At 60.0% G+C, this 24,192-nt stretch carries 24 protein-coding genes; 11 read left to right on the top strand and 13 right to left on the bottom strand.

The window, feature by feature from the left end:
• The first annotated feature begins 38 nt into the window (after positions 1–38).
• Positions 39–944, top strand: a complete 906-nt coding sequence (locus AX768_RS13635; RefSeq protein ID WP_082778831.1) for a class I SAM-dependent methyltransferase — start codon at positions 39–41, stop codon at positions 942–944.
• On the opposite strand, the gene AX768_RS13630 is transcribed toward AX768_RS13635, so the two are convergent.
• Positions 934–1,488, bottom strand: a complete 555-nt coding sequence (locus AX768_RS13630; protein WP_062000406.1) for a DUF1415 domain-containing protein — start codon at positions 1,486–1,488, stop codon at positions 934–936. The genes AX768_RS13635 and AX768_RS13630 overlap by 11 nt on opposite strands.
• Positions 1,485–2,135: a TetR/AcrR family transcriptional regulator gene (locus AX768_RS13625; RefSeq protein WP_082778830.1), complete on the bottom strand. Its 651-nt coding sequence runs from the start codon at positions 2,133–2,135 to the stop codon at positions 1,485–1,487. The genes AX768_RS13630 and AX768_RS13625 overlap by 4 nt, the downstream gene beginning before the upstream one ends.
• Before the next feature lie 130 nt (positions 2,136–2,265).
• On the opposite strand from AX768_RS13625, the gene AX768_RS13620 reads away from it, so the two are divergent.
• Both AX768_RS13620 and AX768_RS13615 read left to right on the top strand, forming a co-directional pair.
• Positions 2,266–3,549, top strand: a complete 1,284-nt coding sequence (locus AX768_RS13620) for an MFS transporter (RefSeq protein ID WP_062000404.1) — start codon at positions 2,266–2,268, stop codon at positions 3,547–3,549.
• A gap of 131 nt (positions 3,550–3,680) precedes the next feature.
• On the top strand, positions 3,681–4,277 hold the full coding sequence (locus AX768_RS13615; protein ID WP_062000403.1) for a nitroreductase family protein: 597 nt from the start codon (positions 3,681–3,683) through the stop codon (positions 4,275–4,277).
• Positions 4,278–4,312: 35 nt separating this feature from the next.
• Here AX768_RS13615 and AX768_RS13610 read toward each other — a convergent pair whose 3' ends face one another.
• Entirely contained in the window at positions 4,313–5,791 is a 1,479-nt protein-coding gene (locus AX768_RS13610; protein ID WP_062000402.1) for an MFS transporter, read from the bottom strand.
• Between the two features lie 197 nt (positions 5,792–5,988).
• On the opposite strand from AX768_RS13610, the gene AX768_RS13605 reads away from it, so the two are divergent.
• Positions 5,989–7,239 (top strand): Hsp70 family protein, encoded by a 1,251-nt coding sequence (locus AX768_RS13605; RefSeq protein WP_062000401.1) that lies wholly within the window; start codon positions 5,989–5,991, stop codon positions 7,237–7,239.
• Between the two features lie 134 nt (positions 7,240–7,373).
• On the opposite strand, the gene AX768_RS13600 is transcribed toward AX768_RS13605, so the two are convergent.
• A complete protein-coding gene (locus AX768_RS13600) occupies positions 7,374–7,577 on the bottom strand; it encodes a cold-shock protein (RefSeq protein ID WP_060858913.1) in 204 nt (67 codons plus the stop codon).
• A 456-nt stretch (positions 7,578–8,033) separates the two neighbouring features.
• Here AX768_RS13600 and AX768_RS13595 point away from each other — a divergent pair, with 456 nt between their 5' ends.
• Positions 8,034–9,626: an APC family permease gene (locus tag AX768_RS13595; protein WP_062000400.1), complete on the top strand. Its 1,593-nt coding sequence runs from the start codon at positions 8,034–8,036 to the stop codon at positions 9,624–9,626.
• Between the two features lie 92 nt (positions 9,627–9,718).
• On the opposite strand, the gene AX768_RS13590 is transcribed toward AX768_RS13595, so the two are convergent.
• The 7 genes from AX768_RS13590 to AX768_RS13560 all read right to left on the bottom strand — a co-directional run bounded on the left by AX768_RS13590 (position 9,719) and on the right by AX768_RS13560 (position 15,801).
• Positions 9,719–10,504: a DODA-type extradiol aromatic ring-opening family dioxygenase gene (locus AX768_RS13590; RefSeq protein ID WP_062000399.1), complete on the bottom strand. Its 786-nt coding sequence runs from the start codon at positions 10,502–10,504 to the stop codon at positions 9,719–9,721.
• A 97-nt stretch (positions 10,505–10,601) separates the two neighbouring features.
• Positions 10,602–11,216, bottom strand: coding sequence for a UbiX family flavin prenyltransferase (locus AX768_RS13585; protein ID WP_062000398.1), 615 nt, complete (start codon positions 11,214–11,216; stop codon positions 10,602–10,604).
• Between the two features lie 13 nt (positions 11,217–11,229).
• Entirely contained in the window at positions 11,230–11,541 is a 312-nt protein-coding gene (gene grxD, locus AX768_RS13580; protein WP_062000397.1) for a Grx4 family monothiol glutaredoxin, read from the bottom strand.
• A 122-nt stretch (positions 11,542–11,663) separates the two neighbouring features.
• Positions 11,664–12,491 (bottom strand): peptide chain release factor N(5)-glutamine methyltransferase, encoded by an 828-nt coding sequence (gene prmC, locus AX768_RS13575; RefSeq protein WP_062000396.1) that lies wholly within the window; start codon positions 12,489–12,491, stop codon positions 11,664–11,666.
• Positions 12,488–13,570, bottom strand: coding sequence for a peptide chain release factor 1 (gene prfA / locus AX768_RS13570; protein ID WP_062000395.1), 1,083 nt, complete (start codon positions 13,568–13,570; stop codon positions 12,488–12,490). The genes prmC and prfA overlap by 4 nt, the downstream gene beginning before the upstream one ends.
• 112 nt (positions 13,571–13,682) lie before the next feature.
• Positions 13,683–14,987 carry a glutamyl-tRNA reductase gene (hemA, locus tag AX768_RS13565; protein WP_062000394.1) on the bottom strand — a complete coding sequence of 435 codons (1,305 nt, stop codon included), beginning with the start codon at positions 14,985–14,987 and terminating at the stop codon, positions 13,683–13,685.
• 52 nt (positions 14,988–15,039) lie between these two features.
• On the bottom strand, positions 15,040–15,801 hold the full coding sequence (locus AX768_RS13560) for a response regulator transcription factor (RefSeq protein WP_082778829.1): 762 nt from the start codon (positions 15,799–15,801) through the stop codon (positions 15,040–15,042).
• Positions 15,802–16,004: 203 nt separating this feature from the next.
• Here AX768_RS13560 and AX768_RS13555 point away from each other — a divergent pair, with 203 nt between their 5' ends.
• The 3 genes from AX768_RS13555 to AX768_RS13545 are packed head-to-tail and all read left to right on the top strand — an operon-like array spanning position 16,005 to position 18,749.
• A complete protein-coding gene (locus AX768_RS13555; RefSeq protein WP_062000393.1) occupies positions 16,005–16,268 on the top strand; it encodes a hypothetical protein in 264 nt (87 codons plus the stop codon).
• 21 nt (positions 16,269–16,289) lie between these two features.
• Complete coding sequence (locus AX768_RS13550) at positions 16,290–18,110, top strand: aminopeptidase P family protein (RefSeq protein ID WP_062000392.1); 1,821 nt, start codon at positions 16,290–16,292, stop codon at positions 18,108–18,110.
• Positions 18,111–18,125: 15 nt separating this feature from the next.
• Positions 18,126–18,749: an HAD family hydrolase gene (locus AX768_RS13545; RefSeq protein WP_062000391.1), complete on the top strand. Its 624-nt coding sequence runs from the start codon at positions 18,126–18,128 to the stop codon at positions 18,747–18,749.
• Here AX768_RS13545 and AX768_RS13540 read toward each other — a convergent pair whose 3' ends face one another.
• Both AX768_RS13540 and ettA read right to left on the bottom strand, forming a co-directional pair.
• Positions 18,750–19,868 carry a DUF748 domain-containing protein gene (locus AX768_RS13540; protein ID WP_062000390.1) on the bottom strand — a complete coding sequence of 373 codons (1,119 nt, stop codon included), beginning with the start codon at positions 19,866–19,868 and terminating at the stop codon, positions 18,750–18,752. It abuts the gene before it with no gap.
• A gap of 76 nt (positions 19,869–19,944) precedes the next feature.
• Positions 19,945–21,612, bottom strand: coding sequence for an energy-dependent translational throttle protein EttA (gene ettA, locus AX768_RS13535; protein WP_062000389.1), 1,668 nt, complete (start codon positions 21,610–21,612; stop codon positions 19,945–19,947).
• A 242-nt stretch (positions 21,613–21,854) separates the two neighbouring features.
• On the opposite strand from ettA, the gene AX768_RS33250 reads away from it, so the two are divergent.
• From AX768_RS33250 to AX768_RS13525, 3 genes are all read left to right on the top strand, one after another.
• Positions 21,855–22,013, top strand: coding sequence for a hypothetical protein (locus AX768_RS33250; protein WP_172811950.1), 159 nt, complete (start codon positions 21,855–21,857; stop codon positions 22,011–22,013).
• A gap of 166 nt (positions 22,014–22,179) precedes the next feature.
• On the top strand, positions 22,180–23,235 hold the full coding sequence (locus tag AX768_RS13530) for a type IV toxin-antitoxin system AbiEi family antitoxin (protein ID WP_062000388.1): 1,056 nt from the start codon (positions 22,180–22,182) through the stop codon (positions 23,233–23,235).
• Positions 23,229–24,098 carry a nucleotidyl transferase AbiEii/AbiGii toxin family protein gene (locus AX768_RS13525; protein WP_062000387.1) on the top strand — a complete coding sequence of 290 codons (870 nt, stop codon included), beginning with the start codon at positions 23,229–23,231 and terminating at the stop codon, positions 24,096–24,098. The genes AX768_RS13530 and AX768_RS13525 overlap by 7 nt, the downstream gene beginning before the upstream one ends.
• Positions 24,099–24,192: the final 94 nt, after the last annotated feature.

Raw genomic sequence — 24,192 nt, 5'->3', positions numbered from 1 at the left:
TTAGATCCCCACGCAAAAATCCCTACGGTATCCAGACGATGGCCAAGAAGTCCCGGGCGTTGAATGCGCCCATTGCATCATCGGATTCATCCGATCTAAAGCCGGAAACCACCTCGACGAATGAAAAACATGAAATTCGTCCGGGGCAATCCATCGAGCTTTTGAAGGAACTGCATATCCTTACTCGCGACGGCAAGATGAATCAAGACAGCCGCCGCAAGCTGAAACAGGTCTATCACCTGTTTCAGTTCATCGAGCCGTTGCTTGCGGAAATTCATGCGAAGCAGAGCTCGGTGACGCTGGTCGATCATGGTGCTGGCAAGTCCTACCTTGGCTTCATTCTCTACGATCTCTACTTCAAAGCTCTGCGCGATCGGTCACATATCTATGGAATTGAGACGCGCCCGGAACTGGTTGAAAAGTCGGAGGAATTGGCCGCGCGGTTGGGCTTCGACGGGATGTCGTTTCTGAATCTGTCGGTGGCCGAATCGACTACGTCGGACAAGTTGCCCGAGACCGTGGACGTGGTCACGGCCTTGCACGCGTGCAATACCGCAACCGATGACGCCATTCATTTCGCCCTGCAGAAAAAGGCGAAAACGATCGTGGTCGTGCCGTGTTGCCAGGCGGAAGTGGCCGCTGTCCTGCGCAAGAACAAGGGCCATTCGTTATCGAAGAATGTGCTGACTGAAATGTGGCGGCATCCGCTGCATACACGCGAATTTGGCAGCCAGATCACGAACGTGCTGCGATGCCTGCAACTTGAGTCGCACGGCTACCAGGTCAGCGTGACGGAGCTCGTCGGCTGGGAACATTCGATGAAAAACGAGTTGATCATCGCGCAGTTCAAGGACTTGCCGCGCGGCAAGCCTGCGCAACGCCTGTCCGATGTACTCGAAACACTCGGCCTTGACGAGATGCGCGAGCGCTTCTTTACGACTTGACCTGGATGTCGCGCTTCATGTGTTCCTGCCATCCGTCAAGCGCCAGACGGCGCAAGGTCGACATGTTGCGTTCGTAGATATTGGCGGCATCCGGGAAGGCATCGACGGCGCGCTCGATGCTCGCTTCCCGCAGCAGATGGAAGATTGGATAGGGCGCGCGATTCGTGAAATTTTCGATGTCGTCAGGTTCGGCGTCATCGAATCGATAGTCCGGATGGAAGCTCGCGATCTGCAGCTCACCTTCGAGCCTGAGCTGTTTCAAAAGCGTGTCGGCGAAATGCAGCGCGTCGTTGTACTCAGCGAAATCTTCCAGCGCGTGCGGAACGATCAGCAAGGTGGTGTCGATTTTTTCGGGGTCGGAATCCGCAAGGTGCTTGAGTTCTTTTTCCAGGTCGGCCAGCACGTCCTCGAACGAACGCGCCTCACTGACCACGTAGCGAATCTGCTCCTTCACGTACACGGCTTTGGCGAACGGACACAGGTTCAGCCCGATTACAGCGCGCGTCAGCCAGTGGCGCGTTGCATCGATGATCTCTTCGTTCATTGTTCCACCCGGCCTTCGGCGCAAGCGGCGCGTACGAGCGTCTGCGCTGTGCGAGGCGCGCTGCGCATTGGACCGCACCCCGGCCCGAGAGTCTGGCTCGACGCGTAGATGCCCTCAATCAGCAACGCGAGCGAATCGGCGAGCGATTGTGGATCGGCGGCGCCGGATGCTTCTGACAGCGCCAGTAATCGTCCAATCAGATAAGCCTTGTTGCGCGCAACCGATACCCGCGCCGGATGTTCGCGATCCGCGAATTCGCACGCCACGTTCACGAACGGGCAGCCACGGTAATCCGGCCGCGACGCGCGTTCCACCAGATCCGTGATGCCTTGCACGAGACCCTTGGCGGCATCGCCGGGATGCTTTGCGAAGCTCGCCTCGACGCGCTCGCGGAACCGCTCGTCCATGCGCGTGAGATACGCCACGACCAGATCGTCCTTCGACGAAAACTGCCGGTAGACGCTCATCTTGTTCACGCCGGCGCGTTCCACGACGGCATCGACGCTGATTGCGCGAATGCCGTCGCGATAAAAGAGCCGTTCTGCCGCGTCGAGCAGTTGCTCTTGCGCAGTTGCGCCGTCCACGTGCCGGCGGACGGGTTTTTTATCGGCGATAGTGTTTCGGGTCGATGCTCGTACCACGGTCATAACCTCTGAATCCGGAGGGATTCGTGACATGTTACCGATCAGTCACTAAGCTCGCAACCTCCATGTGACTGATCGGTAACTTCTATGCCGCCGGCCACGCAAAAAATACGATGAAAAACCGGAGCGAAGCATGAATTGGGCAGCACGGCGGCTTTCGGGCCGCATGCATTACGCGTGGATATCGGTGGGCGTGGTGTTCCTGGTGTTGCTGGCCGCCGCCGGCACACGCGCGACGCCGAGCGTCATGATGCTGCCGCTCGAGCAGCAATTCGGCTGGAGCCGCGCGACCATTTCGCTCGCGATATCCATCAACCTTGCCTTGTACGGGCTGACCGGACCATTCGCTGCTGCCGCCATGCAGCGCTTCGGCGTGCGGCCGACCGTGCTGGTCGCGCTTGCTACGTTGGCGACGGGCGTGGCGTTGTCGTCGCTGATGACAGCGCCCTGGCAGATGGTGCTCGTCTGGGGCGTCCTGGTGGGGGGCGCAACCGGAGTTGCCGCAATGACGCTGGCAGCGACGGTGGTCAATCGCTGGTTCACGACGCATCGCGGCCTCGCGATGGGCATTCTCACAGCGAGTTCAGCGACCGGCCAACTGGTGTTCCTGCCAGTGCTCGCGGCCATTGCCGAGCATTTTGGCTGGAGGCCGGTCGTGCTGGTGGTTGCCGCCGCTGCGGCGCTCACGTTGCCGCTGGTCGCGTGGCTGCTGCCGGAACGTCCGTCGGATCTCGTGTTGCGCCCGTTCGGCGAACCGGCCGACGCGCCGCCGCCCATTCCCGTCGCGCAGAAAAATTTGATTGCGCTCGCGTTCGGCACGCTCGGCATGGCGAGCAAGACGCGCGATTTCTGGCTCCTGGCCGGCAGTTTTTTCATCTGCGGGGCAAGTACGAACGGGTATATCGGTACGCATCTGATTGCGATGTGCGCCGATCACGGCATGAGCGAAGTGCAGGGCGCGGGCCTTCTTGCGGCCATGGGCATCTTCGATCTTTTCGGCACGACGCTTTCCGGCTGGCTTTCGGACCGCTTCAATGCTCGCGTCCTGCTCTTCTGGTACTACGGCTTGCGCGGGTTGTCGCTGATGTTCTTGCCGCAGGCGTTCGGCATCGATTTCTACGGCTTGCCGATCTTCGCCGTGTTCTACGGACTCGATTGGGTCGCGACCGTCCCGCCCACGGTCAAGCTGGCCACGGATGTCTACGGCAAGGAATCAGCGCCGATCGTATTCGGCTGGGTCGTCGCGGCGCATCAGCTTGGCGCGGCATTTGCGGCGCTGGGCGGCGGCATGCTGCGCGCGAGCCTCGGCACCTACACGGTCGCGACCATGATTTCGGGCAGCCTGTGCATTGTCGCGGCCGTGATGGTGTTGCGCATCAACAAGGCGTCGCGGCGGATTCAGGCGGTGGCAACGTAAGGTTTGAGGTGGACTCGGATTCCGGGCGGCAGCACGGCGTCGCGGGCTTGGTTATCCTATGGCGGTTGCGGCGCGCGTTTCCAGCGTGCTGCTCGTGTTGTTGTGATAACCCACTCGAACGAGGATCTCGCATGACTGAAAAAATCGCTCCTACCGAAGTCGCTATCGACCCGTTGCTCGCCGGCCGATGGAGCCCGCGGGCGGTATCGAACAAGGCGGTAAGCCGCGAGCAGTTGCACAGTCTTCTGGAAGCCGCGCGCTGGGCGCCGTCTTCGTACAACATGCAGCCGTGGCGCTTCGTCGTCTTTGACCGGAGCCACGATCAAGCCGCGTTCGACAAGGCCTTCGCCACGCTCGTCCCGTTCAATCAGGGCTGGAACGCCAACGTGCCGGTACTGGTTTGCGTGCTGGCGAAGACGCTGACATCGAAGGGAGAAGTGAACCGCACGGCGCCTTATGACACGGGCGCGGCCGCGTTCTCGCTGGCGCTGCAGGCGCATTCACTCGGGCTTGTCGCGCACCAGATGAGCGGTTTCGACACCAATGCGTTCCGCGAAACCTTCTCGCCGCCGGACGACGTCGAAGTCATCGCGATGATTGCCGTAGGCCATCCGGGCGACCCGGCCACGCTCGACGACGCCCTGCGTGAACGTGAACTCGCGCCGCGTGCGCGCGTGGCGCTGAGTGAAATCGCATTCGACGGTGCCTGGGGCAAGGCGTTCAAATAAGCTTCGGTTCTACGTCCCTCGTTGCGAGGGACGCATCAATCCTCCGCCGACGATAACGGCCGCGCCACTTCCTCCAGCGACTTGCGCTCGGCCGACACCCCCCAGACCCCTGCAACGACCGCTGCCAGCATCATCAACGCAGAACCGATCAGATAGCCCGTGAAGACGGCGCCGCGCTGATGGGTATCGATGAGCCGCCCGAACAGCGCAGGCCCGGCAATCCCCCCCAGCGCCGTCCCAAACGCATAAAAAATGGCGATAGCCAACGCCCGAATCTCCAGCGGAAAAGTTTCGCTGACGGTGAGATACGCCGAGCTTGCCGCCGACGACGCGAAGAAGAAAATCACCATCCACGAGATCGTCTGCGTGGTGCTGGTCAGCATGCCCTGCTCGAACATGTACCCGCTGATGGTCAGCAGGATGCCTGACATGCCGTAGGTGAAGGCGATCATCTTGCGCCGGCCGAGGACGTCGAAGAGGCGGCCGAGAACGAGCGGCCCGAGAAAATTGCCCGCGGCGAACGGCAGCACGTACCAGCCGATGTGGTCGCCCGGCACGTGGTAGAACTCCGTCAGCACGAGCGCGTAGGTGAAAAATATCGCGTTGTAGAAGAAAGCTTGCGCCGTCATCAACGTCAATCCGACCAGCGACCTGCGCCGGTGAGAATGAAACAACGACTGGAACACTTCGCTCAGCTTCGTGTGATCGCGTACGTGCAGGCGCAGCGGCTTGATGGGATCGGTCGAAAGCGTCACGCCGTGCTCGCGGAACTTCGCCTCGATCCCTTCCACGATCTCCTTCGCCTCGTCCACGCGGTTGTGCGTGATCAGCCAGCGCGGACTTTCGGGCACCCACATGCGCATGAAGAGAATGGCCAGCCCGAGAATCGCACCGATAAGAAAACACGCCCGCCAGCCGTAATCGGGCGGCAGCAGGCCCGGATCGAGCAGCACGATGGAGCCGGCGGCGCCCAGCGCCGCGCCGACCCAGAACGTCCCGTTGATTGCCAGGTCCGTCCAGCCGCGCACGCGAGCGGGCGTGAATTCCTGGATCGTGGAGTTGATCGCCGTGTATTCGCCGCCGATACCCGCGCCGGTAAGAAACCGAAACAGCACGAAACTCGCGAGATCCCAGGAAAACGCGGTTGCAGCGGTCGCGGCCACGTACAGAAACAACGTGATGAAAAAGAGTTTCCGGCGCCCCAGCCGGTCGGTGAGCCAGCCGAAACCCAGTGCGCCGACCACCGCGCCGGCAATGTAGGCGCTGCCGCCAATGCCGACGTCGGCATTGGAAAATTTCAGCACATGGCTCGCCTTGAGCGCACTCGCCACAGCACCGGCCAGCGTGACTTCGAGCCCGTCGAGCAGCCACGTGATACCGAGCGCCGCCACGATCAACGTGTGAAACCGCCCCCACGGCAACCTGTCGAGCCGCCCGGGAAGATCCGTTTCGATGATCGTTGCGGACGCCTTGTCGTCCTGGTCAACGTCGGAGACTGCGGTGGTGTCGTTCATGCATTTGGCCGGGTGCGTGGGAAAAATCCGGCCCGATGCATGCCGGTAGCGTACTAATTACCGGGTTTTCGAGCAAAAACCGTACCGTCGCAGATGTTTTTGATCGCCGGTTGAAGTGCAGCGCGTTACGTGCTAAAAACGCGCTCCACTTTTTGTTTGCGATGCTCGGCGGGGTTCACGCTGCCGTCGCTCACCCCATGACTTATTGCGCGATCGATTTCGGCACGTCGAACTCAGCGGTCGCTTTGCCTGACGGGGCATCGATCCGGCTTGCTCCGGTCGAAGGCAACGCCACCACGCTGCCGACCGCTGTGTTTTTCAACACTGACGAGGACGAGCAGACCTACGGGCGCGCGGCGCTCGAGGCTTATATCGACGGTTTCGACGGCCGTTTGATGCGCTCCATGAAAAGTATTCTCGGCTCGCCGCTCGCCGAGACCAGCACGGATCTCGGCGACGGTTCCGCGATTCGCTACGTCGATGTCATCACGCTGTTCCTCCAGCACCTGAAGCAGAAGGCGCAAGCCGTGTCGAGCACGCCGATCACCCGCGCCGTGCTCGGCCGCCCGGTATTTTTCGTCGATGACGACCCGCGCGCCGATCAACTCGCCCAGAACCAGTTGCAGGCTGCGGCAAAGGCCATTGGCCTCACGGACATCCACTTCCAGTACGAACCGATCGCGGCGGCTTTCGACTACGAGGCGAGTCTCACAAAAGAAGCGCTGGTCCTGGTCGCGGACATTGGCGGTGGTACGTCGGACTTCTCGCTCGTGCGAGTCGGGCCGGAGCGCGCTGAAAAGTTGTCGCGTAAAGACGACGTGCTCGCACATTACGGCGTGCACGTGGCTGGTACGGACTTCGACCGGCGCGTCGAACTTGCGACGATCCTGCGCGAACTCGGCTACCAGTCGATTGCGCCGGAAGGCCGCGAAGTGCCGAATCGCGTTTATTTCGATCTCGCCACCTGGCATTTGATCAACACGGTCTACGGGCCGAAACGCGTGGGCGAACTGCAATTGATGCGGCATCTTTACAGCGATCAGCGGCATCACGACCGGCTGATGCGCGTTGTCGACCGGCGCCTGGGCCATGCGCTGGCATCGCACGCGGAAGCCGCGAAGATCGATGTCGCCGCGGGCGGCGAGACCACCATCGGCATGGAGGAGGTCGAAGAGGCGCTGCGCATCGGCTTTACGGCGCAACAACTCGTCGATGCAGGGCTGGACGAAACGCGCCGGATTGCGCAAGCCGCCGAGGAGACGGTGCGTCGCGCGGGCGTTGCTCCAGCCGATGTAAGCGCGGTCTACTTCACGGGCGGTTCCACCGGCCTCAGCTTTCTTTCGCAGTCGATATCGAGCGCATTTCCCGCAGCCGAGGCCGTTTTCGGCGATCGGCTCGCGAGCGTTGCAACCGGACTCGGAATCTATGCGCGGCGGCTATTCGGTTAATCGGTATTAATTGCTAAATTGTTGTTTGGATAAATTAAAGCCGCTTCTCGATGACTCCGCATAAACCCGTGAAGTAAAAAGAAAAAACCCCGCGAATGCGGGGTTTTCTTTTGCTGAATCAAACCGACTAAAACTTAAGCCGGTTTGATGTTTGCAGCTTGTTTGCCCTTTGGGCCAGTCTTCACTTCAAAGGTAACCTTCTGGTTTTCCTGAAGCGTCTTGAAGCCTTCCGTGCGAATTTCGGAGAAATGAGCGAACAGATCTTCGCCGCCGCCGTCCGGCGTGATGAAGCCAAAGCCCTTTGCGTCATTGAACCACTTGACGGTACCGGTTTCCATGTTACGTGTTCCTAAAGATGTTGAATAAGGCCGAGGCCCGAATGTGCATGAAAATCAAGGAAGGGGCAATGGGACCAACCGGAGTACCGTACTGGGCGAATTACGAAAGACCAATTCACTCGCGCTTGAAATCCTGCAAGAGGGTTTATACGGCCAATCAAACACGAGGTCAAATAATAATCGACCGGAATTTGGGGTTTTTTGAGACACGGTTCGCTTCTTGTGAGGCGTGATCGTCGGACATCGAAAGTTAATCTTACAAGTCTTTCGTTTCTCGATGTTTGCCGATGCAGACACAAATCATGTGTCATTAGGAAACCTCATACAACACATTGCTTCGACAGCCGTTAAACTACGCGCCACGCTGGTGCGAGGAAGGGGATTGAACCGAAAAGTACGTACAAGTTCATCAACCCGCACTTGTCGATTGGAAGTTTGCTGACTCAAGGAGATGGAGTGAAAAGTTCTATTCAACGGAACATCGGACCAGTTGCGTTGCTGCTGACGGGTCTGGGTTCCATCATCGGCTCTGGCTGGTTGTTTGGCGCCTGGAAGGCGGCCAAGATTGCGGGGCCCGCTGCCATCGTGGCATGGGTGATCGGCGCGCTCGTGATTCTCGCCATTGCGCTCACTTATGCGGAACTCGGCGCAATGTTCCCTGAGTCCGGCGGCATGGTGCGATATGCCCGCTATTCACATGGCGCGCTGGTTGGATTCGTCAGCGCATGGGCGAACTGGATCGCGATTGTTTCGGTGATTCCTATTGAAGCGGAGGCATCGATCCAATACATGAGCACATGGCCTTATGCGTGGGCGCATGCGCTATATGTCGATGAATCTCTAACGCCGATAGGGTTGGGTTTATCGGCGTTGCTGGTGATCGTCTATTTCCTTTTGAATTATTGGGGCGTGAAATTATTTGCTCGCGCCATTTCGATGATTACCGTCTTCAAGTTCATTATCCCCGGCGCGACAATTTTGGGATTGATGCTTACCGGTTTTCATTCGGAAAACTTTGGTACGGCGTCGAGTTTCGCACCTTATGGATGGTCGGCGGTATTAACCGCAGTGGCGACCAGCGGTATCGTCTTCAGTTTCAACGGTTTCCAGAGTCCGGTTAATCTGGCCGGTGAAGCCCGCAATCCGTCCAAGAGCATTCCGTTTGCGGTGATCGGTTCGATCCTGCTTGCATTGGTTATTTATGTGCTGCTGCAGGTCGCCTATATCGGCGCGGTAAGTCCAGGCGATGTGCTGAAAGGGTGGAGCCATTTCAACTTCGCTTCGCCTTTTGCAGAACTGGCATTGGCGCTGAACCTCAACTGGCTTGCGTTCCTGCTTTATGTCGATGCATTCGTGAGTCCCAGCGGCACCGGCACCACGTATATGGCGACCACGTCGCGCATGATCTACGCAATGGAACGTAACAACACGTTGCCGAAGTTCCTGGGCAGCGTGCATCCGCTTTACGGCGTGCCGCGTCCGGCGATGTTCTTCAACTTGATCATCGCGTTCATCTTCATGTTCTTCTTCCGCGGGTGGAGCTCGCTGGCGGCGGTGATTTCGGTTGCCACCGTGATCTCCTATCTGACCGGACCGGTCAGCCTGATGGCGTTGCGCCGGGCGGCGACGGATTTACATCGGCCATTGACGATTCCGGGCATGAGCATCATTGCGCCGTTCGCGTTCGTGTGCGCGTCTGAAGTGTTGTATTGGGCGAAATGGCCGCTGACCGGTGAAATCATCGTGTTGATGGTGGTTGCGCTGCCAGTTTATTTCTACTATCAGGCTAAAACTGGTTTCGATACTTGGGGAAATGACCTGAAAGCCTCGTGGTGGCTGGTGGCATATTTGCCGTCTATGGCGGTTTTATCGCTGATCGGCAGCAAGGAATTCGGCGGCCGTGGATTATTGCCGTATGGCTGGGATATGGCCCTTGTGGCAGTTCTCGCGCTCGCGTTTTATTATTGGGGCGTGCATACCGGGTACAGGACGCAATATCTCGAAGAGCGTGAAAGCCACGATGAAATCCTGGAAGGTATCGGTCATTGAATTGACGGCTTGAATACCTGACCATAGGAACCCGCCTGGACTTGCAGGCGGGTTTTTTTTCATTCGCGGCAAATCGACGTGTTTTGCGTCAATCAAGCGTCGCCGAAAACGTAATTCGTCATGGCCAGCGTTTTTTGGAATGTGCCGAGCGAGTGAATATCGAGTCCGAAATCGTCGCCCGCAGCGCCCAATGCGCCGAAAATCGGCAGCAGATGTTCATCGGTCGGATGCATCAGGACGGCATGAGGCGCCTGTTTCCGATAGTCCAGCAGCGCCGCAATATCCCGCTTCGCCATCTTGTCTTCGAACCAGTTCGTAAATTCCGTCACACGCGGATCCCCGTCTTCCGGCCGCGCGCCGAAATCGGCCGTACGCAGGTTGTGCGTGATCTGGCCCGAGCCCACGATCATCACGCCATCGTCGCGCAATGCCCGCAGCGCACGGCCTATGCGGTAGTGGTGCGCCGGATCGAGATGCGGTTGTATCGATAGTTGCGCGACCGGAATGGCCGCATCCGGGTACATCAGCAACAACGGAACCCACGCGCCGTGATCCAGGCCGTGTTCGGTGACCGCCGACGCAATGCCCGCTTGCGTCAAAAGCGTAGCGGCGTGCTTTCCGAGTTCAGGCGCGCCGGGCGCGCGGTAGCGGATCTCGTACAGCGCTCGCGGAAAGCCATAAAAGTCATGGATGGTTTCCGGTTGTTCCGCGATGCTCGCGACCGGCTGCGCCGTGCCCCAATGAGCGGAGAGCATGAGGATTGAACGCGGGCGCTCGAAACGCGTAGCGAACGAAGCGAACTCCGCCGATGGCATCGACGGGTCGATAGGCAGTGTCGGTGCACCGTGGGAGATGAAGACGGTAGGAAGCCGGGACATGGCAGCGAGCCTCTATACGAGTGGTTGCCATGAATATACGGCTACTCAGCGCGTTGATAAACGGTCGCTGAGGAGATGAATTGTGTCGCGCCTGTTGTTAATGCTCGGCGTTCTTCAGGCCGGGCCAAGCGGTCGCGATGGGACGCCCGACAGCAAACATGTCGATGACGCGATCCACCGTCTGATCGACCATTTCATCGATAGAACCCGGCCGGTGATAAAACGCCGGCAGCGGCGGAAAAATCACGCCGCCCATTTCGGTGACGGACGTCATATTGCGCAGATGCGCGAGGTTGAACGGCGTCTCGCGCACCATCAAAACAAGGCGCCGGCGTTCTTTGAGCACGACATCAGCCGCGCGGGTGATGAGATTGTCCGATAACCCCAGCGCGATGCTCGCCAGCGTTTTCATGGAGCAGGGCGCGACGATCATGCCGTCCGTCGCAAACGATCCTGATGCAATGCTTGCGCCGACATCGCGCACGTTGTGCACGACGTCCGCGAGCGCGTGGACGGTGGATTTATCGAGTGTCAGTTCGTGCTGGATATTCAGCCAACCCGCATTCGATATCAACAGGTGCGTTTCCACGCCGCCGAGGCGGCGCAGCGTTTCAAGCAGTCGCACGCCGTAGATCGAACCCGTGGCGCCGGTGATCGCGACGATCAGCCGTCGCGGTACGGGGTCGGAGGGCGAAGTACGGTCGGCTACCAAGCTCGAGACAGACTCAGGCAGCGGCAAACAATTGCTGCAATTCGCCCGATTCGTACATTTCCATCATGATGTCCGACCCGCCGATGAACTCACCCTTCACATAAAGCTGGGGAATGGTCGGCCAGTTCGAGAATTCCTTGATGCCCTGGCGTACGCCTTCGTCTTCCAGGACGTTGACCGTCTTCAACTCGGTCACGCCGCAAGCCTTGAGGACCTGAATGGCGCGGCCGGAGAAACCGCACATCGGGAATTGCGCCGTGCCTTTCATGAACAGCACGACCGGTGCTACATCGACGATTTGCTTGATGCGTTCTTGCGTATCCATGGTCTTTCCTGCGATGCGTTGTAATGCGGGTTGATTTGGGGGTCGAGCGGCGCGAGATTTATGCGCCAACGTGTCTGAAATGATAGCGGATTTCAATCGGCGCAGCTTGAGCGCGCCCGAGCTCATGCCGCGAACACGCCGCCGCTGGCGCGTTCGATTCCGGCGAGATCGTATTCGGAACGGACATCCGAGAAGCCGCGCGCCGTCAGCAGCGCCCGGACGTCCTCCGCCTGGTCGTAGCCGTGTTCCAGCCACAGAGAACCATTCGCGGCGAGAAAAAACGGCGCCGTCTGGATGATCGTGCGAATTGCGCTGAGTCCGTCGGCTTCGTCGGTGAGGGCGGCGCGCGGTTCGAAACGCAGGTCGCCTTCGGCCAGATGCGGATCGTTTTGCGCGATGTACGGCGGATTGCTCACGATCACTTCGAACCGCTGCGCCGGGTCCAACGCCTCCGTCCAGTTGCTTTGGACGAAGGTCAGCGACCGGTCGATGCCGAGCAACTTCGATGCATTCGCGGCCGCAACCGCGAGCGCTTCCGCGGATCGATCGACGGCCCAGACTTTTGCGTCGTGGCGGGACGAGGCGATCGCGACAGCAATCGCGCCGCTGCCCGTACCGAGATCGAGCACGCGTGGCTCGTGCATTCCCTCGATCTTCGCCAAAGCGATCTCGACCAGCAATTCGGTTTCGGGGCGGGGAATCAGCACATCGGGCGTCACATCGAATGACAGCCCGAAAAACTCGCGCGTTCCAACAAGCTGCGCGATCGGTTCGCCATCCGTCCGTCGTCGAGCAAGCGCTTCAAAGCGGTCGACGCTTTCCTCGGGCAGTTCCTCGTCATCGCGCGTGATCAGTTCCGTGCGCCGCCAGCCGAGCACATGCTCGAGCAGGATCCGCGCTTCAAGCGCAGGCAACGGTGATGCCCGCAAGAGCCCGGCAACGGTTGTCATTCGGCATCGCCCAGCGCGGCCAGCAACTCGGCCTGATGTTCACTGACGAGCGCGGCCACGAGTTCACCGATATCGCCGTCCATGATTGCGTCGAGCTTGTAGAGCGTCAGGTTGATCCGATGATCCGTCATCCGCCCTTGCGGGAAGTTATACGTGCGAATGCGCTCCGACCGGTCTCCCGATCCGATCAAACTCTTGCGCGTCGCGGCTTCCTTCGCGTGCTGCTCGTGATACTGCTTGTCCATGATCCGCGCGGCGAGCACTTTCAGCGCACGGTCCTTGTTCTTGTGCTGCGAGCGGTCGTCCTGGCATTCCACGACGATGCCCGTCGGCAAGTGCGTCACGCGCACGGCCGAATCGGTCTTGTTGATGTGCTGGCCGCCCGCGCCCGAAGCGCGGAAGGTATCGATGCGCAAGTCGGCCGGATTGATCACGACCTCGCCGATTTCATCGGCTTCCGGCATCACTGCGACCGTGCACGCCGACGTGTGAATGCGCCCTTGCGTTTCGGTCGCCGGAACCCGCTGCACGCGATGCCCGCCCGACTCGAACTTCAGCTTCGAATACACATTGAGCCCCGCGATCCGCACGATCACTTCCTTGTAACCGCCCAGATCCGACGCGCTTTCCGACATCATCTCGACCGTCCAGCGATTGCGCTCTGCGTATCGGAGATACATGCGCAGCAGGTCGCCGGCGAACAACGCGGATTCATCGCCGCCCGTGCCCGCGCGGATTTCGATGAAGATATTGCGGTCGTCGTTGGGATCTTTCGGCAGCAGCATGGCTTGCAGATCGCGTTCGATCGCCGCCATCCGCTCGCGCGCCTCGCCGATCTCCTCTTCTGCGAAGTCGCGCATGGAAGGATCTGTGAGCAGTTCCTGGGCGGTGCGTTCGTCGTTCGCTGCCTGGCGCCACAACGCGTATTGCTCGACCACGGGCCCGATCTCCGCATTTTCCTTCGTGATCTTCCGATACTGATCCATATCGGCGGTCACATCTTCGCGGCTCATCAGGTCATTGAGTTCGGCCAGCCGGGTAGTGAGCTGGTCGAGCTTGCTTTGCATGCTCGTTTTCATGGGGTGCTGGAGCGAGGCTCCGGGGAAGACTGCGATCAGGAAAGCGGCCGAAAAATACGGCGCTATTGAAGACGAGACGGCGGCTGTAACCGCTAAAGGCGGGCGAGGGGCGCTAATTCTCCGTGGGATCGTTCGATCCCACCGGATGGCCGTGTTTGTAGAGTCCACCCATCAATTCGATGAGCTGGTCGCGGTTCTCATGGCTGGCACGGCTGAGCGCGTGCGTGGGACCATGGATCAGCTTGTTGGTAAGCGACTGCGACAGCGCTTCGAGCACGGCTGCCGGATCTTCGCCGCGCGCGAGCATCTTGCGAGCGCGTTCGACTTCGGCGCGGCGCAGGGCATCGGCTTGCGTGTGCATGTGACGGATCACCGGCACGATGCTGCGTGCATCCAGCCATTGCATGAAACCTTGCACGCGTGTGTCGATGATCGACTCGGCCTGCGCCACCGCCGCCTGGCGCGACGCGCTGCCTTCGCGCACGATCGCGCCGAGATCGTCGACGGTATAGAGGAACACGTCCTGCAACTCGCCCACTTCTGGCTCGATGTCGCGTGGTACGGCGAGATCGACCATGAAAATCGGCCTGTGGCGGCGGGCTTTCACCGCCCGCTCGACCGCGCCCAGCCCGATGATGGGCAAGGTGGACGCCGTACACGACACGATGATGTCGAACTCATGCATGCGTGCCGGAAGCTCAGACAGCGGAATGGAGCGTCCGTTGAAACGATCCGCGAGTTTCTCGCCGCGTTCGGCGGTGCGGTTTGCCACCACGAGTTCACGCGGCTTTTGCGCGGCGAAATGGGTCGCGCACAACTCGATCATTTCGCCGGCGCCAATGAACAACACGCGCTGGCCGGAGATATTTTCGAAGATCCGCTGCGCGAGACGCACGGCGGCAGCCGCCATGGAAACCGATTGCGCGCCGATTTCGGTCGTCGTGCGGACTTCCTTGGCGACGGCAAACGTGCGCTGAAACAACTGATTGAGATACGTGCCAAGCGCGCCAGCTTCGGAGGCGGTGCGCACCGCATCCTTCATCTGCCCCACGATCTGCGTCTCGCCGAGCACCATGGAATCGAGCCCGGAGGCGACTCGAAACGCATGCCGAACGGCTTCGGACTGCGGCAGCGCGTACACGTGCGGCGCGAGTTCGGAGACTGGCAAGTTGTGATACTTCGAAAGCCAGTGGACGGCGGCGTCGCGTGCCGCTTTGTCGCTGGTCGCGCAATACAGCTCCGTGCGGTTGCACGTGGAGAGGATTGCGGCTTCCGGCGCCGCCTTGCCCATGGACCCGAGCCACAGGTCCTTCAGCGCGCCGAGGGCCGGCTTGATTTGTTCGAGCGGAAACGCCACGCGTTCGCGCAGGGCGACAGGCGCAGTGTGGTGGTTGATTCCGATCGCGAGGAGCTGCATGTTGTGGGCCTGAGCTGATGGCCTTTAAAAATGCCTAAGAATTAACCCAATATTATAGCCTTTCACGAAACTCTTCAGTTCCTCCCGGCGGACCTCCGGCGAAACCCATGCCAGACAAGCCGCCTGGCATTTCCGAGGCTTCGATCCGGTCCAGTTGGTAGCCATAGCCGTAAAGCGGCGTCAGCCGGTATCCGGTTTCCGGACGAAGATGCAATTTCGAGCGCAGGCGCGATGCATGGGTATCGAGTGTGCGCGACGCCATGTCGCTGCCCCGAGGCCACACTACTTCTATGATGTGGGCCCGTGACACGGCGCGCGACAGGTTGGTGAACAACAGCCGTGCGAAGCGGAACTCCTTCGGCGTGAGCAGAACCCGCTGGTCAGCAAAACTGACGCTCAGTTCAGACGAATTGAACCGGTAGTCGCCGAAATGCTCGGCTGCGGGCGTACGCACCATGCTGCGCCGGGCGAGCACTTCCACTCGGGCGGCGAGTTCGTCGAAGCGCACGGGTTTCGAGACGCAGTCGTCCGCGCCGGCCTTCAGGCACGCCACCACGTCGGCCTCGCTCTGGCTCGATGCCATCAGCACGATGGGAAGCTGCGGCGCCAGATGCCGGACCCGTTCGATGATTTCCGCGCCGATCATGTCGCGCGTTTCATTGGCGGTGATCAGCAGGTCGAACGTGTCGTGCCGCATACGGTCGAGCAGCGCCGGCGGAGTCGGGAAGAAATGACAGAAATGGCCGTCCAGGACGAGAGTCCGGCGGATGAGTGCGGCGTGCTGAACGTCCGCGTCGATGATGGCGATTCGCATGATTTCTTACGCCGCCGCGTGCTTCGAGTAAGAGGGCCGCACGGCGCGGCGTGTGCTTGCCATCGCCATTCCAGCCCCCTAAACTCAACCGCTGCGCTGCGAGCGCCTTCCAAACCTTCTAATAACACAGGATTGAAAATGCTAGTTCACCCATCCGATTCGACACATAGGTTTAGTCTGAATTCGGTCCGGATGAATTCCTGATGGGTTGGTTTGGCATCGTTTTTCTCGGACTCGTGATCGGATTGGCGGGCTGGTGGCTGCATCCCTTGCGCCGGTCGGGCGCAAAACGCGCCGGCCGTTTCTGGCTGGCCCTGGCTGCCGCCGTCCTTGGCGCAGTCGTCGCGAAGATGTTGGGCAACGTCACTGGCGCTTTTCACGATGGCGATTCGCTCGAGTGGCTGGCGTGCGCGCTGGTCGCGCTCGTCGCGGTGAGCGTCGCGGTCGGGCTGGCGGCGCGGCGTTAAATAATTTCTGCAGGTGACTCCATGAACGATCGACTGAATTCCCCCAATGCCGAGACCTTCGCCCGGCGAATCGAGCTGCTGCGCGGTGTCATGGCGCGCGAGGCGCTGGCCGCAGTGCTGGTGCCGTCGTCGGATCCGCATATCTCGGAATATTTGCCCGAGCGCTGGCAGGCGCGGCAGTGGCTGTCAGGATTCACCGGGTCGGCGGGAACGCTGGTCGTGACGCCCGATTTCGCCGGCGTCTGGGCCGATAGCCGCTACTGGACGCAAGCTGAAGCGCAACTCGCCGGCACCGGCATCACGCTTGTGAAGATGATGGCCGGCCAGCAGTCGGCGCCTCACGTGGACTGGCTTGCCGAAAATGTTGCGGCGGGCGATACGGTTTCCGTCGACGGCACCGTGCTCGGCGTAGCCGCCGCACGCACGTTGAAGGACGCGCTGACAGCGCGCGGGATCGTGTTGCGCACGGATCTGGATCTGCTCGATGCCGTCTGGCCGGAGCGGCCGGGTTTGCCGTCGGACAGCGTTTATGAGCACGTTGCGCCCCAATCGAGCGTGTCCCGCGCGGATAAATTAACCGATGTTCGCCGTGTGATGCGCGAGAAAGGCGCGCAATGGCATTTCATTTCCACCCTCGACGACCTCGCGTGGCTTTTCAACCTGCGCGGCGCCGACGTCACCTACAACCCTGTGTTCGTCGCGCATGCGTTGATCGGGCTGGATGACGCGGCATTGTTCGTCGGCGATGGAAAAATCCCCGCCGAATTGAAAGCGTCGCTGCTGAAAGACAACGTGTATGTCGAACCATACGCCAAAACCGGCTATGCGCTTGCCGCGTTGCCGGCAGGCTCCACGTTGCTCGTCGATCCGCGCCGCGTCACGTTCGGCTCGCTCGAGAAAGTGCCGGCGAAAGTGAAGATCGTGGAGTCGGTGAATCCGTCGACCTTCGCCAAGTCGCGCAAGACCGCCGCCGATGCCGTCAACATTCGCGCCACCATGGAACAGGACGGCGCGGCGCTTGCGGAGTTTTTCGCGTGGTTCGAAGACGCGCTCGGGCGCGAGACGATCACGGAACTGACCATCGATGAAAAACTGACAGCCGCGCGCGCTCGCCGCGCGGGTTTCGTCACGCTGAGTTTTGCGACCATCGCCGGGTTCAACGCAAATGGCGCGATGCCGCATTACCGCGCCACCGACGACTCGCATTCTGTGATCGAAGGCAACGGTTTGTTGCTCATCGATTCAGGCGGGCAGTACCTGAGCGGCACGACGGATATCACGCGCGTGGTGCCCATCGGCAAGATCACCGCCGAGCACAAGCGCGACTTCACCGTCGTGCTCAAAGGGACGATCGCGTTGTCGCGCGCCCGTTTCCCGCGCGGCATCCGTTCGCCGATGCTCGATGCCATCGCCCGCGCGCCCATCTGGGAAGCGGGCGCGGACTACGGGCATGGAACCGGACATGGTGTGGGCTACTTCCTGAACGTGCACGAAGGTCCGCAGGTCATCTCGCACTACGCACCGGCCGAGCCTTTCACGGCGATGGAAGAAGGCATGATCACGTCGATTGAGCCGGGGCTTTATCGGCCGGGGAAATGGGGCATTCGCATTGAAAACCTGGTGATGAACGAAGCCGCCGGCAAAACCGAATTCGGCGATTTCCTCAAGTTCGAAACGCTGACCTTGTGTCCGATCGATACACGCTGCATCGACCTCACCTTGCTGCGCGACGACGAACGCGCGTGGCTCAACGACTATCACGCAACTGTGCTTGAACGCGTTTCGCCGCATGTTTCCGGCGCGGCAAAAACGTGGCTCGAAAAACGCACGCAGGCTATTTAACGGAGCTCAAAGCGCATGGCGATCAAGGCAGTGGTGTTCGATTTCGGCGGCGTGCTGATCGACTGGAATCCCGAGTACGTGTATAGCCGCCTGATTCCGGATGCGGCTGAGCGGCGCTGGTTCATGGACAACGTCGTGCACATGGACTGGGTGCTGCAGCAGGACGCGGGGCAGACCATAGCCGATGGCAACGCCGAGTTGATCGCGAAGTTTCCCGAGCATGAGGCGCTGATCCGCGCGTTCTACGAGCGCTGGCAGGAGATGGTGGCGGGCGTGCTGGAAGACGGCGTAGCGTTGGTGGACAAGCTGGAAGCGGCGGATATTCCGCTGTTCGGGCTGACCAACTGGTCGGCGGAAACCTTCCCGTGGGCGTGGGAACGTTTTCCGGTGCTGCAGCGTTTTCGGGAAGTGGTGGTATCGGGACGCGTGCTGGTTGCGAAGCCCGATCCGGCGATTTTCGCGTTGATGTGGAAGGAAATCGACCGGCATTTTCCGGGCATTCAACCGCAGGAAGTCGTTTTCATCGACGATAACGCGAAGAACATCGCCGCCGCGACCGCACTCGGCTGGAACGCCGTGCATCACACGAACGCGGAGCAGAACGAAGCGCGTCTGCGAGCGCTCGGCTTGCCAGTCTGATCATTTCCCGAACAGATTCTTCAGCGCGTCGCCAATGTTCTTGACCACCCCGCCCGCGTTCCTGGCGACGCCTTCCGCATTCACGCCAAGCGCCTTCGCGAAACCTGCTGCGAGTTTCTTCGTCAGGCTTTCGTTGAGCGAAAACTTTGGATCGCGCAGGTTGCCATCGAGTTCGAAGTCGAGCTTGATCTGATCGTGATTCTTCAACGCCGCGATTGCGATCTTCGTGGGGATGGAGAGGAACGTGTCGAGCGGATTCCCGTTATCCGATAACTGTAAATGGTTCAGCAGCACCGATCCCGGCGCGTGGATCGTGTAATTCTGCACGGTGGCGTCGAGCGTGAGATCGATCGTGCCGCCGGTCACCGTGGTGCGCGCGCCGGCCTTTTTCATCAGATACGGATCGAGCGTGGCGATATCGACATTACGCAAGGTCGTATGCGTCTGCGAATCCTTGTTCGCAATCTTCATCCAGCCGTTGAACGCAACCGTTCCCGTGTGCGACTGCCCTTTGATCGAGCCGGTCATGTCGAGCTTGGTCGGCTCCGTGAGCGCGGGGAGATGCAAGTTGTCAACTGTTGCGCGGGCATTTGAAATCAGGATCCGATACGGCGGCTGTTGTACCGATTCGTCGAAGAATTCCATGGCGCCGCGCTCGAACGAGACATGATCGATCAGGCGGTCTTCGCGCGCATGCTCGGCGGCTTCGGTTGAACTGGCTTGCGCCTCGCGCGTGGACTGCTTGAGGTTGGGAAGCAGGTCGACACGGCCGTCCGGGAAACGCGCTACCGAGAGATAAAAGCCATCGACCGTGATGTGACGCAGATGCAGCGTGCTGGTCAGCACGGAGCGCATATCGACGTTGAGCGTCACGCGTTCGGCACGCAATGCGTCTTCCGTGGGCCAGCCCTGCGGGCCGCGCAAACGCAGACGGCTCAGCGTGATCCGCGAGTAACCGACATCGACATCTTCGACTGATCCGAGCGGCCCGAGCGCTTCCACGACACGGGCCTTCATCTCGTGCATGACGTACAGCCAGCCGCCGCCCGCCGCGAGCAGCAGAATCACGATCACCGCGCCCGCCCACAGCACCACGCGCTGCGCCTTCGAACCCGCCATCCCGATGTCTCCAAATCAAGCCGCGCACGGGCGGCGAGCCGATGCGTTGTTGGTCGTTATTCTCGATCTGCCGCGTTTAGCGGATGATCGGCTTGTAGCGCAGGCGCTTCGGTTTCGCGGCTTCGTCACCGAGACGATTGCGCTTGTCGGCTTCGTACTCTTGATAGTTGCCATCGAAGAACGTCACTTGCGAATCGCCTTCGAACGCGATGATGTGCGTTGCGATGCGGTCAAGGAACCAGCGATCGTGCGAGATCACGAGCACCGATCCTGCGAATTCCAGCAACGCGTCTTCCAGCGCGCGCAGCGTTTCCACGTCCAGGTCGTTCGACGGTTCATCCAGCAGCAATACGTTGCCGCCTTCAATCAGCGTCTTTGCCAGGTGCAACCGGCCACGCTCACCGCCCGACAATGCGCCGACCGTCTTCTGCTGGTCGCCGCCCTTGAAGTTGAACCGGCCAATATACGCCCGCGACGGCGTTTCATACTTGCCCACGGTCAGCACATCCGCACCGCCCGAAATTTCTTCGAACACGGTCTTGTTGCCATTTAGCGCGTCGCGACTTTGATCCACGTAAGCCAGCTTCACGGTCGGGCCGGTCACGATCTCGCCCGAATCCGGCTGCTCCTTACCCGTGAGCATGCGGAACAATGTGGATTTCCCTGCGCCATTTGGCCCGATTATTCCGACAATCGCACCCGCCGGGATCTTCATGTTGAGGTTATCGATCAACAAACGGTCGCCATATGCCTTGCTGACGTTCTTGAATTCGATCACTTCATTGCCCAGACGATCGCCGACCGGGATGAAGATCTCCTGCGTTTCATTGCGCTTCTGGTATTCCTGGCTGTTGAGTTCCTCGAACCGCGCTATACGCGCCTTCGATTTCGCCTGACGTCCCTTCGGGTTCTGGCGCACCCATTCCAGTTCCTTCTTCAGCGCTTTCTGACGCGCCGATTCCGACGATTCTTCCTGCTTCAGCCGGTCCTGCTTCTGGTCGAGCCAACTGCTGTAATTGCCCTTCCACGGAATGCCGTGGCCGCGGTCGAGTTCGAGAATCCATTCGGCGGCGTTATCGAGGAAATAGCGATCGTGGGTCACGGCGACGACCGTGCCTGGATAACGCGTCAGGAATTGCTCGAGCCAATCGACGGATTCTGCATCCAGGTGGTTGGTCGGTTCATCGAGCAGCAGCATGTCGGGCTTTTGCAGTAACAACTTGCAGAGCGCCACGCGGCGTTTTTCACCGCCGGACAAATGTTCGATCTTCGCGTCCCACGCGGGGAGACGCAGCGCGTCGGCGGCGACTTCGAGCTGTTGCTCGGGCGTGCCGCCGTCGCTCGTTGCGAGGATGGCTTCGTATTTGGCTTGCTCGGCGGCGAGGGCGTCGAAATCGGCGTCGGGCTCAGCGTAGGCCGCGTAGATGTCGTCCAGTTTCTTTTGCGCGGTGAAGACGTCGCCGAGACCGTCTTCGACTGCTTCGCGCACGGTTTGCTGCGGGTCGAGTTGCGGTTCCTGCGGCAAGTAGCCGATGTTCAGGTTCGGCATCGGCGTGGCTTCGCCTTCGATTTCCTTGTCGACGCCCGCCATGATGCGGATCAGCGTCGATTTACCCGAGCCGTTCAGGCCGAGCAGGCCAATCTTGGCGCCCGGGAAGAACGACAGCGAGATGTCCTTCAGGATCTGGCGTTTCGGCGGCACGATCTTGCCGACGCGGTTCATGGTGAAGACGTATTGGGCCATTTGCGGATTCGGTTGTCTTGAGGTTTTCGGGGTTTTGCTTTTCGAGGCTGGCTTCGGCTGACGGCGGCTGGCGTTTCAAGCCGCTGCAGCGATGCACCTCGATTCAATACGCGACGATGCGTGTCCCAAGGCAGCAGGAACATGCCGACATTGTACTTCGATGGATACCGGTGGTCGGCGTGGAGTCCGGCGATTCAGCGCCAGACCGCTGCGCCGCTGTGCCGGGAGCACGTTCCGCTGTGATGGCTGCTGAAACCCAGGTGCCGTCGCGGCATCGGGCGGTGGCGCCATCGGGGTCACGCCCGAGCGGGAATGTGCCGGGGAATGACGGTCTGGCCGTCGCGGTTGCGGTAGGACTGTTGGGTAACGAGGTCGGATTCGTCGGGCTGGAGTGGCCGTGAAAACAAGCGATTGTGCTGTGGTGTTAGTTGCGCGAACGCGAACGCCGAATCTTTCGGTTTCGTTAAACTTTCAACGTTTGCTGAAACTGATCGCTTCAGTGAAAATTATCTTGCCGATTTTCACTCGAGATGCGACATTCAGCATACGTTGAAACACGGATAAAAAGTGAAAGACATCCTGCGAACCGCTGAACTTGCGCTGAAAACGTTGCTCGCACAAATACCTGTTATCGAAATCGCACGTGTGCGCCTGGAGCAGCGCATTGGAGATCGCCGAGTCGACCTCGCTGCGTCCGTACGAACCGGAGGCGAGTCCTATACGTTGGCCTGCGAAGTTCTGGTCAATGGCCAACCGCGATACGTGGATATTGGCTTACTGCGGGCGCGCGAACACTTGTCCATTGGAGGACTCAATATTGTGCCCGTCCTTGTTGCTCCGTACTTCTCGCCGTCGACCCGAGAAATGTGCCACCGAAGCGGAGTTGGCTATATCGATCTGGAAGGAAATGCGCGACTCGCTTTTGGGGCCGTGTTTATCGATCGTCAGTTATCGGATAAACCGTCCGTAGAGCGTCGCGAGCTCAAGTCCCTTTTCAGGCCAAAATCTGCACAGGTTTTGCGTATCTTGCTGCGTGAACCGGATCGGCGCTGGAGAGTCACAGCGCTCGCCGACGCCGCCTGCGTCAGTTTGGGCCATGTCAGCAATGTTCGAACAGGCTTACTTGACCGTCAGTGGGCCGAGACAGACAAAGACGGGTTGTTCCTCTCAAACCCTTCGGCTTTGCTGGACTCGTGGCGGGATAGCTACAGTCCTGAACCCGGCGATCGAAGGAGCTTCTATACGACTTTGCATGGAACCGCCCTTGTCGAGGCAGCACGCGGTGCGCTGGGAGCAGCCGATACCCGGGGGAGCGCTGCCTTTGCTTCGTTCTCCGCGGCAGGTTGGATCGCGCCCTACGCGCGCACCGGCACGCACTATTTCTACGCGACCGAAGGAGGGTTGGGAAAGCTCACATCGGCACTCAATCTGGAACCTGCGTCGAAGGGCGAAAATATCGTCGTCACGATACCCAAAGACCAGGGTGTGTTCATCGACACAATCGAGCCGGCTCCCGGGGCAATCTGCACAGGGCTGGTCCAGACGTATCTGGATCTCACTCTTGCAGGTGAACGCGGCGAGGAAGCGGCCCGGTATTTACGTCAGGAAAGGATGACATGGTGATGAGAGTCTCGCAGGAGCCGAATTCCGCAATCGACTACGACGATCGCACGACGGCAGCCGTTAAATCAGTGCTGGTGGAGATCGGACAGGTCCTTGGCACTTTCAAAGGCAAGTTCGCAGTCATCGGTGGAGCTGTGCCATGGCTGTTGCTCGACAGCGAAGAGATGCGCCACGTAGGCACGCTCGATGTCGACTTAAGCCTCAACGCAGAGGCATTGGCAGACAACGAGTACACCACCCTGATAGAAGCCCTGATGCGCCATGGCTATCATCAACGCGAAGGATTGAAGCGGTTCCAGCTGGTGCGAGAGGTTCCAGCGAATGACGGAGGCGCTGCCATCGGTGTAATTGTCGATTTCCTGATGCCGCGTCATGCGGACATCGTCAAAAACATCCCGCCGCTGATCGATAACTTTGCCGTTCAGCGTGCTGATGGCGCTGACCTCGCAACCCGCTTCTATCAGCTAGTGGCAATTTCCGGGGCGATGCCGGATGGCGGCAGCAACAAGGTCGAAGTCGCGGTGTGTTCAATCCCCGCTTTGCTTGCGATGAAAGGACATGCGTTGAACGGCCGCCTGAAGACGAAGGACGCCTATGACATCTACTATTGTGTCCGGAACTATCCTGACGGAATCGCGGCTTTGGCCGGAGACTGCATGCCTCTGCTTGAGCATGCAAGCGGCGTAGCGGGATTTCAGTACATTGCTGCAAAATTCGACGAAGTCGATAGCTACGGGCCGACCTCCGTGCGGAAGTTCGTCGAGGATTCAAGGATACTGGGCGACCGGACCCCGGACCAGTGGCAACGCGACGCCTTTGGACAGGTCGATGCGCTCGTCCGCGAGATGAAACTTCGGGTATAGGGTGTCACCGCCTGAGACGCGGATCTGATCCGGGATTTGCAGAAAGAACGCGGAACCCAACGGACCAATGTCCCGCGTTCTCCCAAAAATAGAG

The sequence above is a fragment of the Burkholderia sp. PAMC 28687 genome (assembly GCF_001577465.1).
Taxonomy (GTDB): Bacteria; Pseudomonadota; Gammaproteobacteria; order Burkholderiales; family Burkholderiaceae; genus Caballeronia.
This window is presented reverse-complemented; position numbering and strand designations above follow the sequence as displayed.